This window comes from Protofrankia symbiont of Coriaria ruscifolia (assembly GCF_900634745.1).
GTDB lineage: Bacteria > Actinomycetota > Actinomycetes > Frankiales > Frankiaceae > Protofrankia > Protofrankia californiensis.
In genome coordinates this window covers 36,941-49,673 of sequence record NZ_CAAAFR010000080.1, presented here as the reverse complement: position 1 = coordinate 49,673, position 12,733 = coordinate 36,941, and the positions used below count along the sequence as shown (strand labels likewise).

Here is a 12,733-nt window from a genome sequence, read left to right as displayed (position 1 = left end):
GTCTTTTCGTCAGTGTGAGATGGAGCACGGGTCATTGTAGAAGTATGCGGTAGGAAGCCAGCCATTCACAACACCCAATGCTGATCGAAATACCGCGTGATCGAAATACCGGGGGCCCGGCGTACGGCCGACGGGCAGCACAAGCCCTGGGCCGAGGACAGTCAGCCTTCACGGGCGGGCCGTCCGACTTCGGCGAGCGGCCGACCCTGCCGTGAACGGGCTCCTACCCTGCGCTGTCTTTCTCTTGCGGCAGGCAGCCTTTCTCTTGCGCCAGCGAGGAATCATCGTCCCCGGGCGAGCTCGAGGTTGAAAAAGATCGGTCGAGCCGCCGGCGGTAGACTTCCGGTCGTGCCTGTACAGTCCGGCGGTGGTCGCAGGGAAGCGCGCAGGGAGCGCCATGCGGTCCGTCTGCCCGAAGAGCTGGTTCTGTTCGATGGCGATATCTCCAGCGAAACATTTCTGGACGGCGTCCTGGTGGAGTCCCCCGCGGACGGGCGGCAGCCGACTCCCGCGGAGCCTCTTGTCGACGTCGAACTGACGAACTCCCTCTTGCGGTCTGCCCGGCTTACCGGCCGGACCTTCAGGCGCCTGCACTGTCGTAACGTCGTCTTCGACGGCTGTGATCTGTCCGGAGTGATCCTGCATGGCAGCAAAATGAATGCTGTCGAGTTTCACAGGTGCCGGCTGAGCGGCATGGTCTTCGGTGGCGCGAGGCTCGCGGACGTCCTGTTCAGCAACTGCAAAATGGACGTCGTGAACCTGCGCATGGTCGAGGGCAGGTTCCTGGAATTCCGGGAGAGCGACCTTCGCGAGCTCGATCTGTACGGTGCCAGCATCACCAATCTGCGCATCCACGACAGCGACGTTTCTTCGGCGGATCTCTCCACGTCGTCCCTGGCGGGCGATGTCCGTCTGCACGGGTCCAGACTGCGGGAGTTGAAAGGAACCGAGTCGCTGACCGGTGCGGTCATCGGTACGGAGCAGCTCATGGACGTGGCGATGATGCTTTTTGCGGCGTCCGGCATCACAGTCGACGACGAACGCCACTGATCAGGAGCCGAATTCAGCCGGCCGAAGGGATGCCGTCCTGCTCGCCGTAGCCCTGTTCAGGGTAGGACTGATCGGAATTTACTTCATGGGGATCGGGACCACGTCGATCCTGCTTCGTGTGCTGTTCGAAGGGTATGTGGGCGCAGGGACACCCCGGCTCCTGGGGTGTCCCTGCGCCTTTCTGGATCATGAAGAAGCGCTGCGGGCGCCTGTACCCGCCCGCGGACGGCTACGCTGTGCGCTGGCTGCCCGGCCCAGGCTGGGGCTACCGGTATGGCCGACCGTGCCGAGGCAGAGCAGGACGTAACGCTCGGCGATCGCCTCGGGCGACAGGGGCCCGTCCGAGGAGTACCAGTTGGACACGCCCTGGCACATGGTCAGGACCGCCCGGCTGGCATCGGCCGGGATGGGGGTGGTGAAGTGGCCCTGGGCGATGCCCGCTTCGACGGTGTCGAGCAGCATGTACTCGAGATAGTCACGCAGGGCGACGTACCGGGCCCGGTTTTCCGGCTCGAGACTGCGGATCTCGGTGTCGAGGAAGGCAAGGCCGCGACGGTTGGCCATGAAGAGCACGATGCACTCGATCATGGCCGAGAAGCGGGCGACCGGGTCGTCACCGGCCTCGGCCACCGCGGCCCGGCAGTGGTCGAGGACATCACGCATGGAGGTCTCGAGCAGGGTGACGAGCAGGGCCTGCTTGTTCTCGTAGTGGTAGTACAGCGCCGGGACGGTGACCCCGACCCGGCGGGCGATGTCGCGCACCGACGTGCCGTGGTAGCCGTGCTCGTTGAACGCCTCCATGGCATGCACGAGTACGGGGTGCAGGTCCAGCGGTGGGTACTCGCGCCACCGCTGGACAGCACCGGCCTGCGGCTCCGGTGCCGTGCTCACGCGGGACTCCTCAACGCATCATCGGGGAAATCATCGGGGGGCCATGCGGATGGCGCCGTCCAGGCGGATGACCTCACCGTTGAGCATGGGGTTCTCGACGATGTGCTGGACGAGGGCGGCGTACTCCTCGGGACGGCCGAGCCGGCTGGGATGCGGCACCTGGATTCCCAGGGACTTGCGGGCCTCCTCCGGGAGCGAGGCCAGCATCGGGGTCTCGAACAGACCGGGAGCGATGGTGACCACCCTGATCTGCCGGCCGGCCAGGTCACGGGCCACGGGCAGGGTGAGACCGACGACACCGCCCTTGGACGCGGCGTACGCGGCCTGCCCGATCTGGCCGTCGTACGCGGCCACCGACGCGGTGTTGACGATGACCCCGCGGTCGCCGTCGACGGGCTCGTTGCCGCTTATCCGCTCGGCCGCCAGACGGATGACGTTGAAGGTGCCGATCAGGTTGACCTGGACCACACGGGCGAACAGCTCGAGCGAGAGCGGGCCGTCCTTGCCCAGCACCCGGCCCGGGGTACCGACACCGGCGCAGTTCACGGCGATGCGGACGTCCCCGAGCCGCCCGGCCGTGTCGAGGGCCGCGGCGACGTCCCGCTCGCTGGTGACGTCGGTGGGAGCGAACACGGCGCGGTCACCGAGCTTGGCGGCCACCGCCGCACCGTCGGACGACGGCAGGTCCACCAGGGCCACCGAGGCCCCGGCGTCGAGCAGCCGCTGTGCGGTGGCCAGGCCCAGGCCGGAGGCCCCACCGGTGATGAACGCGACGCTGCCTTCGATGTTCACGGTACTTTCCTCCCACAGAATACGATCTTTCCTTGGTGGCCTGATGTGTTGGATCAACTAGATGCGTTCGATGATGGTGGCGTTGGCCATGCCGCCGCCCTCGCACATGGTCTGCAGCCCGTACCGGCCGCCGGTCGCCTCCAGCTGGTTGACCAGGGTGGTCAGCAGCCGGGTGCCGGAGGCACCGAGGGGTGGCCGAGCGCGATCGCGCCACCGCGGGGGTTGAGCTTGTCCGGGTCGGCGGCCAGCTCCTGCTGCCACACCAGGGGCACGGGAGCGAACGCCTCGTTGACCTCGTACGCGTCGATGTCGTCGATGGAAAGCCCGGCGCGGGCCAGGACCTTCTGCGTGGCCGGGATGACACCGGTGAGCATCAGTACCGGGTCCGAGCCGGTGACGGCGAAGGAGTGGAACCGGGCCCGGGGACGCAGCCCCAGGCGCTGCGCGGTGGGGGCACTGACGATGAGGGCGGCCGAGGCGCCGTCGGTGAACGGGGAGGAGTTGCCGGGCGTGATGTGCCAGCCGATCTCCAGGAAACGCCCGGCCGCGGGGACGCCGGTGAAGGCCGGCTTCAGCGCGGCCAGTCCCTCCACCGTGGTACCGGGGCGTACGGTCTCGTCCACCCGGTGGTCGCCCACGGCAACGATCTCCCGGTCGAAACCACCGGCGGCGGCGGCGGTGGCCGCGGCCAGCTGGTGGGAACGGGCCGAGAAGGTGTCCAGCTCCTGGCGGTCCAGCTTCCACCGGGCGGCGATCAGCTCGGCGGACACCCCCTGCGGGATCAGGCCCTCGGGGTAACGCCGGCCCAGCAACACCCCGGCGGTGTCCTGCCCCTGCGCGGTGTACCCCATCGGTACCCGGCTCATCGACTCCACACCGCAGGCGATGACGACGTCGTAGGCGCCCGCGAGCACGCCCTGCGCGGCGAAGTGCACCGCTTGCTGGCTGGAGCCGCACTGGCGGTCGACGGTGGTGGCGGGTACGGACTCGGGCAGCCCGGCGGCGAGCAGCGCGGTACGGGTGATGTTGAATGCCTGCTCGCCGGCCTGCGAGACACAGCCACCGATCACGTCATCGACCAGCGCTGGGTCGAGGCCGGTGCGTTCGATGAGCGCCTGGAGCACGCCCGCGAGCAGGTCCACCGGGTGGACGGAGGACAGCGCGCCCCCCGGCTTGCCCTTACCGGACGCGGTACGTACCACATCGATGATCACGGCGTCGTTCATCTGCGGTCCTTTCACCGGTGGGGCGTCAGCAGCGGCCCGGCGTTGCGCTCGCCAAGCCGGGACGGGACCGGCGTGGCCGTCGGCCCGCTCCCCCGGGATTCCGTCCGCCACCGCCATCCCCCTCACAGCGACGATCGCTTATTTATCGATCGCTAAACAGGGACGGTAGGCTCCGGCAGCCTTGTGCGTCAAGCAGCGGGTGCAATCCCGCGATCAGCCGGAATGAGCGCGTCCAATGATCAAATTCACGATCACAGCCAAGAACCAGGGAGAATCTTTCCTGCCACAGGGCTATTGACCCTTCAGCCTGTCAGCCCTATATTTCTAGCGATCGGTAAGTACGATCTTGATACCCCGACCGAGGAGTTCCGCTGTGGAGCGCACGCTCTACGACCAGGACCACGAGGACTTCCGGGCCGTCGCTTGGGAGTTCGTCGCCCGCGAGGTCACCCCGCACCAGCAACGCTGGGACGAGGAGCACCTCATCGACCGGACGGTGTGGACCACCGCCGGCACGCAGGGGCTACTGGGCCTGGCCGCCCCCGAGGAGTACGGCGGGGCAGGCCAGGACGACTTCCGCTAGCATACCGTGATCAACGAGCCCGCCCCTCGGGCGTCAGGCTCGACACGATCTCGCGCTGCCCGGCCGGTGGCAGGGTGTGCAGGATGATCATCACCCGATCCTGGCGGCGCCGGACCGCGGTGCGCTGCGGAAGACCCGGCGTAAGCTGAAGCTGCGGCACTATCCCACGGAAGTTCTCGGAGGTCTATCCGTCGCTGTGACCAGCGTCGACATCGGCCTGCTCCACCGCCATCGTCACCTCGTCCTTCTCCTAGGACATGCCGATGGGGCCGATCCGGCGGCCGTTACCGAGCTTCACGCAGGAGAGGACATGCCTTCACTTTCCGCGATCAGATCCTCGCGGAGCAGGTCCATGAGGAGCCCGTCGCGGAAAAGACCGTCCGGTCCGCGTTCGTAGCGGCGCATGACGCCGACGGGACGGAAACCGGCCTTCTCATAGCAGCGAACGGCCCGGGTGTTGGCCGCGGCCGGGTCGATCGTGAGCCGATGGTGCCTCCGCCGCCCGCACAGGAAACGGGCCACCAGCCCGACCGCCGTCGTCCCCACACCCCGGCCCTGGAACCGGCCGCTGAGATAGATGTCGATGCTCGCGTGACGGTACTGTGGGTCGTTCTCCTCGGCGTACTGGACACCACCGGCGACCTGACCGGCCACCTCGATCACCAGCAGGACCGTGCCGCTGTCACCGAGCAGGTCGGCCGTCACCTCCTCGGCGGACGCGGGTTCCCCCCACCAGCAGGCCACCGACTCCTCGGCGAGGATCATTCGTAACACGGTGACGTCCGCGGGGCCGCCAGGGCGAACCGTGACGCAGCCGTCGACGAGCAGCGGACGCAGTTCCACACCCTGCCCCTTCTGATCGCACGCTGCGGAACCGGCCGTCGTCGACCGTTTCATCGAAGATCGTCGAATCATGAGACCGAGGAAACATACGGTCGTGACGGCAGTCGTTTTTCGCACTCAATTTCTTGCACGTTGAAGTGACGTGTAACGCAGGACAGCCCCGGCGTGCTCCTCAGCACGCCGGGGCTGGCTCCGGCACCCGCTGTCGGCGCGGTGGCCGACCTGCCACGCGCTACTGGTCGCCGTCCGCTGCGAGACGGTGGACGAGCTCACCGGCACCGCGGAGAACATCGCGATGGACGCGTCGTTCCATGTTCCCGGCGAGTTCCCACCGAACGAGATCGTTTCTACCGAACGAGATCGACAGGTATGTCGATGTGGCGCGAACGTACATACTCGGCGAGGCCCTTCGCCTGCGGATCGGGGCGTGTCGCCGAGGCGACTCCTTCTCCCAGCAACCCGACGATGACGAAGTTCAGGGCACGTAGATTTGCCAGCTCGTATCTGTGCACCACCAGTCCGGAGGCTTCCGGTACCAGGTCGACGAGCTTCTCCGCGGTCAGCTCGGCGACGAGCCAGCCGTAGGTGGCATCGTCACGAGCCCAGATACCCACATTCGCGTTACCGCCTTTGTCCCCGGAGCGTGCGCCGACCAGACGTCCGAGCGGGACACGCACCCTTTCGCTCGTGTCCGCGGGACGGGCGGTCGTGCCGGCGAGATCCCCTGCGGTGGGATGCGAGGTCTGCCAGGATGCGGATTCGGGCCACCTCGTCTCCGGCTCCGACGGACTGTGCGGGATGACGAGCTCAGAGCCGTCACCGAGCACGACACGCTGGGTGACGATGTCTCGGCTGACGAGCGTGGGCCAGTAGACGCCGTACGCGCTTTCGCTGGTGGGTGGTGTCGTGGTGTGGAAACCGGCGTAGCCCCCCAGGGGGAGAGCCATGGTCGCGTCCGAGAACGCCCGGCCGACGCGCACACGATCACGGTCCTTGACCGTGATCCGCAGATGCGCGGTCGCCAGCGCGTTGACATCGGCATTTTCATGATCGAATCGCAGTAGTTGCACGTCGACGGCGTCGAAGGCCGCTTCGCCGCCGAGCAGGTCGAACAGTTCCTGGCGGGCCCACGCGGCCTTCTCCTCGATGTCGAGGCCGGTGATGACCAGGGTCATCGTGTTGCGGTATCCGCCGAGGTAGTTCACGGCGACCTTCAGCCGGTCCGACGGGGCGCTGCCCCGGGTGCCGCGCAGCAGCACCCGGTCCGGACCTTCCTGCGACAGCTCGACGGTGTCGAAATGGGCGATGACGTCGGGGTTGGCGTACGCGGGTCCCGCGATCTCGTAGAGCAGTTGAGCCGTAACCGTGCCGATCGAGACCAGGCCACCGGTGTCGGCATGCTTGGTGATGACGCTGCTGCCGTCGGCGGCCACCTCCGCGATGGGGAACCCCGGATACCGCCGGTCGGTGATCTCCGAAAGGAAGGAGTAGTTGCCGCCGCATGCCTGCGGACCGCATTCGATCACATGACCCGCCGCGACCGCTCCCGCGAGCTGGTCCCAGTAGGTCCGCTCCCAACGGTGCCACCAGGCCGCGGGGCCGAGCACGAGAGAGGCGTCGGTCACCCGAGGCGTCACGACGATGTCGGCTCCCGACTCCAGCGCGGCGGCGATGCCCCATCCACCGAGATAGGCGTTGGCGGTCACCGGCTCCACGCCCAGCTCGGCGAGCTTGCGTCCGGTGTCGAGGTTCTCGAACGGTTCGCCGGCCGCCTGCAGCGCTCCGATCCGGTCCACGAGGTTGTCACCGGTGACATAGGCGACGTGGGGAGACAGACCGAGACTTGCGGCGACCTTGGCCACCTTCTCGGCCAGGCCTTGAGGATTGAGACCGCCGGCATTGGTGACGATCCTGATGCCGCGGTCCAGACAGGTGCCGAGTACTTGTTCGAGCTGGGTGAGAAACGTGCGGGCGTACCCGGCTTCGGAGTCGCGTTGCCGGGCCTTCCACAGGATCAGCATCGTGAGCTCGGCGAGGTAGTCGCCGGTCAGCACGTCGATCGGACCGCCGTCGACCATGTGCTTCGCGGCATCGATACGGTCTCCGTAGAAGCCCGAGCAGTTGGCGATGCGTATCGGACGCCGCTGTGCTACCGGTGCGGTCATGGGTGTTCTCCGTTCCGAGGACGACCGGCACCCGGCGGCCCGGCGAAGACCTGGGCGATCTCGAGGAAGCGGGTCGCGGCGGCTCCGGTGGCCTGTAGGTCGAGGTCCGCGTGGTGGCGGCGCTGGGTGACGAGCAGACAGAAGTCGAGAGCCGGACCGGTGACAGCATCGGCCGCATCCTCAGGCCCCCATTGCCAGCGCGAGCCATCGGGGGCGGTGAGACTGATCCGGATCGGCCTGTCGGGCGGGGGGAGCTGTCGGACGACGAAACTCCAACCGACCGTCGCGACACCCAGGTGCGCGATGTGGCGGAGCCGGGCACTCGGCCGGCGTTGCACCCCCAGGGCGTCGGCGACGTCCTGCCCATGCGCCCAGGTCTCCATGAGGCGGGCGGTGGCAGAACTCGAGACGCTCATCGGAGGACCGAACCAGCGCAGCTTCGTCCCGGCCTCGACCGAGGCCAGTGTTTCCAGCAGCGTGCCCCGCGCCTGTTCGAACCATCCGAGCAGCTCGCTGCCGGAGCGGTCCCGGTACCAGCGGGCGACGTGCGCGGCGAAGTCGTCACCGAGATCGGTCAGCTTCTTCGCCTCGACGTCGAAGCGCTCCGGGTCGGTCGCGGCGAGCGTTGTCACGTCGTCGAAATACGCCAGGTGGCTGACCTGGTCGCTGATGTCCCAGCCGGCGGCCGGCGTCGGCGTCCGCCAGCCGGGTTCGTCAAGGCCACGCAGGAGGGCTGTCAGCTCCTCGGTCTCGGCGGCCAGGTCAGCCAGCAGTGACCGTACATCGGCCGCCATCAGCGCCCGGTCCAGACCGGCGTGCGCTTCTCGCTGAACGCCCGGGGTCCTTCTTGCGCGTCCTGGCTGAGGTAGACCGGCTCCCAGATCCGCTCCGCCTCGTCGTAGGCCTCGGACAACGGCAGCTGGGCGAGCAGGCCGACGGTCTGCTTGGCGGCACGGACCGACAGCGGGGCGTTGGCCGCGATCCTTTCGGCGAGTTCCTGCGCCCGGGGACGCAGGAACTCGCCGCCTACGACCTCGTTGACCAGACCGAGGTCGTAGGCGCGCTGCGCGGACAGCGGGTCACCGGTTATCAGCATCTGCATGGCGATGCGCGGTGGCAGCAGGTAGGGAAGGGGTGCGGCCCACGGTGCACCACGGCCGACCTTGACCTCGGTGATCGCGAACTTGGCGCCGTCGGCGGCGATCACGAGGTCGCAGCACTGCGTCAGCAGGAAACCACCGGCGTATGCCACACCGTTGACCGCGGCAATCACGGGTTTGCCGACGTGGATGTTCCGGCCGATCTGCGGCACGTAGTCCGGTGGGGGTACCCGCAGGGCGCCGTCGGCCATTTCCTTCAGGTCGCCACCAGCGCAGAACGCCCGATCCCCCGCACCGGTGAGCACGAGGACAGCCGCCGCGTCGTCAGCGTTGAACCTGGCGATACCGTCGCTCAGGCCCTGCCTGACATCGGCCGACAGCACATTGCGCGTGTCCGGTCGGTCGATGGTCAGCCACGCCACCGGTCCGTCCAGGACGTAGGTGACCGGTGCTGTCATGACTGCTCGCCAGCGGCGAGCACAGCCAGAACGTAGCCGCCGTCGACGGTCTGGCCCTGGCGCGCGTTGATCTCCACCACCACGCCGTCCTGGGGTGCGGTTACCGTATGCTCCATTTTCATCGCTTCCAGTACCAGCACCACGTCGCCCGCGGTAACAGCCTCGCCCTCCTCCACGGCGACCCGAACGACCGTGCCCGGCATGGGTGCGATCAACGAACCCGCCGCGACGCTCGCGCCTGGTTCGACGAACCGTGGAACCTCCCGTGCCACGGTAGAGCCGCCGCGGCCGTCGAGATGGAAAACCGTCCCGCTGCGGGTCACGTGAATGGTCGAGCGAACGCCGCCGACGGTGACGTCGGACCGCTCGGAGCCGATGTGGTGGACCAGTGCCTCCACCGCGCGGCCGTCCACGCTGGCATCGACGCGATCACCGTGCTGGCGGTACAGGACCTCGATCGGCCGGCCGGACACCTCCAGCACGTTGCGCTGGGGCTCGGTCGGAACATTGCGCCACCCGGACGGCAGCGTCGGAAGCACTCCGTTCGCCCGGCGCTGCGCGGCGGCCGTGAGTGTGGCCACCAGCAGGTGGGTCGCGAGGACGTCCTCGGAGAGGACGGGCGAACCCATCGTCACCGGGTCGTGCCGGCTGAGATAGCCCGTGTCGATAGCGCCGGCGCGGAACTCCTCCTCCCGCAGAATGGCCACCAGAAGCTCACGGTTGGTGGTCACGCCGTCGACACGGGTCCGGGCAAGAGCCCGGGCGAGGCGACGAATCGCGTCGCCACGGGTCGGACCATGAGCGATGATCTTGGCAAGCATCGGGTCGTAGTGGACGCCGATCACCGATCCGTCGGCGATCCCGCTGTCGACGCGGATCCCCTCCAGCGCCGGAACCTCGAAACGGTGCACCGTCCCGGTCGCAGGCAGGAACCCGGCCGGGACGTCCTCGGCGTACAGCCGGGCCTCGATGGCATGGCCGGTGATGCGCGCCCGGCGCAGGTCGTCGGGCAGAGGCGCTCCCTCGGCCACGAGGAGCTGGGCGCGGACGAGATCGAGGCCGGTTATCTGCTCGGTGACCGGATGCTCGACCTGCAGCCGCGTGTTCACCTCGAGGAAGAAGAACTGTCCGTGCTGGTCGAGTACGAACTCCACCGTCCCGGCGCCGACATAGCCGATCGCGTTGGCGGCCGCGACCGCGGCCGAGCCGAGGCGGTCGCGCAGCTCGTCATCGACGGCGACCGAAGGAGCCTCCTCGATGATCTTCTGGTAGCGCCGCTGGATGGAACACTCCCGCTCGAACAGATGCACCGCGTTGCCGTGCCGGTCGGCAAAGATCTGCACCTCGATGTGACGGGGGCGCTCGACATAGTGCTCCAGGAACACGGTCGCGTTCCCGAATGCCGAGGCCGCCTCGCGTTGCGCGCCGGCGACCGCCTCCGCGAGCTCACCGACCTGGCGGACGATCCGCATGCCGCGTCCGCCACCGCCGTAGGCGGCCTTGACCAGCAGCGGGAACGCCAGGTCCGCCGCGGCCTGAGAGAGCTGGTCGCTGTCGGAGAGAAGCTCGGAGTCGATGACCAATCCGGGCAGGACGGGCACCCCGGCCTTGTCCATCAGCTCCTTCGCCCTGGTCTTCGACCCCATCGCCTCGATGGCTTCCGGAGGCGGTCCGACGAACACGATGCCCGCGTCGGCACAGGCCCTGGCGAAATCGGCGTTCTCCGACAGGAAACCATAGCCGGGGTGGATCGCGTCGGCCCCCGCGCGCTGCGCGGCGGCGATCACCAGGTCGCCCCTGAGGTATGTCTCGGTCGGTGTCGCCCCGGGCAGCCGGATCGCCTCGTCGGCCTCGCTGGCGAACGGGGCATCGGTGTCCGGGTCGGAGTAGACCGCGACCGTGGCGATGTCCATGTCATGGGCGGTGCGGATGATCCTCGAGGCGATCTCACCGCGGTTAGCAATCAACAGCTTCGTGACCACAAGACTCACATCCTGAAGACGCCGTAACCGCGGCGCCCCTCGATCGGGCCCGAATGAGCGGCAGACAGAGCGATACCGAGCACCGTGCGGGTGTCGCGGGGGTCGAGGACACCGTCGTCGTACAGCTTGCCGCTCATGAAGAACGAGTGCGACTCGGCGCTGATCTGGCGTTCGACCGCCTCCCGACGTTGATCATCTGCGTCCTGGTCGAACGGCCGGCCGGCCGCCTCGGCCGCGGCCTTGCCGACGATCGACAACACACCGGCGAGCTGGGTGGCACCCATGACGGCGCACTTGGCTCCCACCCAGGCGAACATCAGCCGCGGGTCGTACGCCCGACCGGACATGCCGTAGTTGCCTGCGCCGAACGACGCGGCCATGTTGATGGTCAGATGCGGCACAGTGCTGTTGGTGACGGCGTTAATCATCTTGGCGCCGTCCTTGATGATGCCGCCCTGCTCGTAGACCGCACCGACCATGTACCCGGTGGTGTTCTGCAGGAATACCAACGGCGTGTCCGCCTGGTTGGCCAGCTGAATGAACTCCGACGCCTTCTTGGCCTCCTCGCTGAAAAGGACGCCGTTGGCGTTGGCCAGCACCCCGACCGGGAAGCCGTGGATGGAGGCCCAGCCGGTCACGATGCTCGTGCCGTAGTCGGGTTTGTACTCGCCGAACCGGGAGCCGTCGACAACCCGGGCAAGAACCTCACGCGGGTCGAACGGAACCCGGAAGTCCGCTGGCGCGATCCCGAGCAGCTCTTCGGAATCGTAAAGGGGCGAATCAGCCGGCAGGCTCGGACCGGGACCGCTCTTCCGCCAGTTGATCTCGGACAGGATGCGCCGGCCGATGCGGATTGCGTCCTGCTCGTCGACGGCGAAATGGTCGGCCAGCCCTGAGACGCGAGCGTGCATCGCGGCGCCTCCGAGGTCTTCGTCGTTCGACTCCTCGCCGGTCGCCATCTTGACCAGCGGCGGGCCCCCGAGAAACACTTTGGCCTGTTGATCCACAAGTACCGTGTAATCACACATACCTGGTACGTATGCGCCGCCCGCTGTGGAGTTACCGAATACGAGCGCGATGGTGGGGATGCCCATCGCCGAGAGTTCGGACAGGTCATGGAAGATCTTTCCAGCCTGGACGAACAGGTCGGCCTGGCTCGGCAGGTCGGCACCACCGGACTCGACGAGATTCACCACAGGCAGGCGATTGCGCCGGGCGATCTCCAGAGCGCGGAGCGTCTTTTTCAGCGAGTAGGGGTTCATCGCGCCGCCGCGCACGGTCGGATCATGTCCGAGAACCAGTACCTCGACACCGGAGACCACCCCGATGCCGGAGACGACGCTCGCCCCGACGGTGAACTCACTTCCCCATGCGGCCAGCGTGGACAGCTCCAGGAATGGTGCGTCGCGATCGAGCAACAGCTCGATCCGTTCGCGCACCAGCAGCCGGCCCCTTTCATGGTGGCGCTGCCGGTAACGTTGCCCGCCTCCCGCCCGCGCGAGCTCGAGCTGCTCGTCGAGTTCGGCCAGGTTCTTCAACTGGGCTTTACGGTTGGTGCGGTACAGATCCGACGTCGTGTCGAGACGGGATCTCAAAGGTGTGCCTTCGACTGCCCTGGGGTGTGTAGCGGTGATCGTCATATG

At 67.6% G+C, this 12,733-nt stretch carries 10 protein-coding genes and 2 pseudogenes; 2 read left to right on the top strand and 10 right to left on the bottom strand.

Annotation, left to right across the window (positions count from 1 at the left end):
• Nucleotides 1–348 precede the first annotated feature (348 nt).
• Entirely contained in the window at nucleotides 349–1,050 is a 702-nt protein-coding gene (locus CV1CTNOD_RS11285; RefSeq protein ID WP_165485449.1) for a pentapeptide repeat-containing protein, read from the top strand.
• A gap of 186 nt (nucleotides 1,051–1,236) precedes the next feature.
• Here CV1CTNOD_RS11285 and CV1CTNOD_RS11280 read toward each other — a convergent pair whose 3' ends face one another.
• The 3 genes and pseudogenes from CV1CTNOD_RS11280 to CV1CTNOD_RS11270 all read right to left on the bottom strand — a co-directional run bounded on the left by CV1CTNOD_RS11280 (nucleotide 1,237) and on the right by CV1CTNOD_RS11270 (nucleotide 3,959).
• Nucleotides 1,237–1,941 carry a TetR/AcrR family transcriptional regulator gene (locus tag CV1CTNOD_RS11280; protein WP_207386354.1) on the bottom strand — a complete coding sequence of 235 codons (705 nt, stop codon included), beginning with the start codon at nucleotides 1,939–1,941 and terminating at the stop codon, nucleotides 1,237–1,239.
• A 30-nt stretch (nucleotides 1,942–1,971) separates the two neighbouring features.
• On the bottom strand, nucleotides 1,972–2,733 hold the full coding sequence (locus CV1CTNOD_RS11275) for a 3-hydroxyacyl-CoA dehydrogenase (protein ID WP_131786065.1): 762 nt from the start codon (nucleotides 2,731–2,733) through the stop codon (nucleotides 1,972–1,974).
• A 57-nt stretch (nucleotides 2,734–2,790) separates the two neighbouring features.
• Nucleotides 2,791–3,959 (bottom strand): annotated as a pseudogene (locus CV1CTNOD_RS11270) (thiolase family protein).
• Between the two features lie 373 nt (nucleotides 3,960–4,332).
• On the opposite strand from CV1CTNOD_RS11270, the gene CV1CTNOD_RS11265 reads away from it, so the two are divergent.
• Nucleotides 4,333–4,542, top strand: coding sequence for an acyl-CoA dehydrogenase family protein (locus CV1CTNOD_RS11265; protein WP_131786064.1), 210 nt, complete (start codon nucleotides 4,333–4,335; stop codon nucleotides 4,540–4,542).
• Between the two features lie 10 nt (nucleotides 4,543–4,552).
• On the opposite strand, the pseudogene CV1CTNOD_RS28255 reads toward CV1CTNOD_RS11265, so the two are convergent.
• The 7 genes and pseudogenes from CV1CTNOD_RS28255 to CV1CTNOD_RS11235 form a co-directional block, all read right to left on the bottom strand.
• A pseudogene (locus CV1CTNOD_RS28255) lies at nucleotides 4,553–4,828 on the bottom strand (ABC transporter ATP-binding protein); the annotation flags it as partial.
• An 8-nt stretch (nucleotides 4,829–4,836) separates the two neighbouring features.
• Nucleotides 4,837–5,370 (bottom strand): GNAT family N-acetyltransferase, encoded by a 534-nt coding sequence (locus CV1CTNOD_RS11260; protein WP_431607099.1) that lies wholly within the window; start codon nucleotides 5,368–5,370, stop codon nucleotides 4,837–4,839.
• 362 nt (nucleotides 5,371–5,732) lie between these two features.
• The gene (locus CV1CTNOD_RS11255) at nucleotides 5,733–7,550 is read right to left on the bottom strand and encodes an acyclic terpene utilization AtuA family protein (RefSeq protein ID WP_131786063.1); all 1,818 of its coding nucleotides are present in this window, start codon (nucleotides 7,548–7,550) and stop codon (nucleotides 5,733–5,735) included.
• Nucleotides 7,547–8,344 (bottom strand): TIGR03084 family metal-binding protein, encoded by a 798-nt coding sequence (locus CV1CTNOD_RS11250; protein WP_131786062.1) that lies wholly within the window; start codon nucleotides 8,342–8,344, stop codon nucleotides 7,547–7,549. The genes CV1CTNOD_RS11255 and CV1CTNOD_RS11250 overlap by 4 nt, the downstream gene beginning before the upstream one ends.
• Nucleotides 8,344–9,108, bottom strand: a complete 765-nt coding sequence (locus CV1CTNOD_RS11245) for an enoyl-CoA hydratase-related protein (protein WP_131786061.1) — start codon at nucleotides 9,106–9,108, stop codon at nucleotides 8,344–8,346. The genes CV1CTNOD_RS11250 and CV1CTNOD_RS11245 overlap by 1 nt, the downstream gene beginning before the upstream one ends.
• Nucleotides 9,105–11,090: a biotin carboxylase N-terminal domain-containing protein gene (locus CV1CTNOD_RS11240; protein WP_131786060.1), complete on the bottom strand. Its 1,986-nt coding sequence runs from the start codon at nucleotides 11,088–11,090 to the stop codon at nucleotides 9,105–9,107. The genes CV1CTNOD_RS11245 and CV1CTNOD_RS11240 overlap by 4 nt, the downstream gene beginning before the upstream one ends.
• Before the next feature lie 5 nt (nucleotides 11,091–11,095).
• Nucleotides 11,096–12,730 (bottom strand): acyl-CoA carboxylase subunit beta, encoded by a 1,635-nt coding sequence (locus CV1CTNOD_RS11235; RefSeq protein ID WP_131786059.1) that lies wholly within the window; start codon nucleotides 12,728–12,730, stop codon nucleotides 11,096–11,098.
• Nucleotides 12,731–12,733 lie beyond the last annotated feature (3 nt).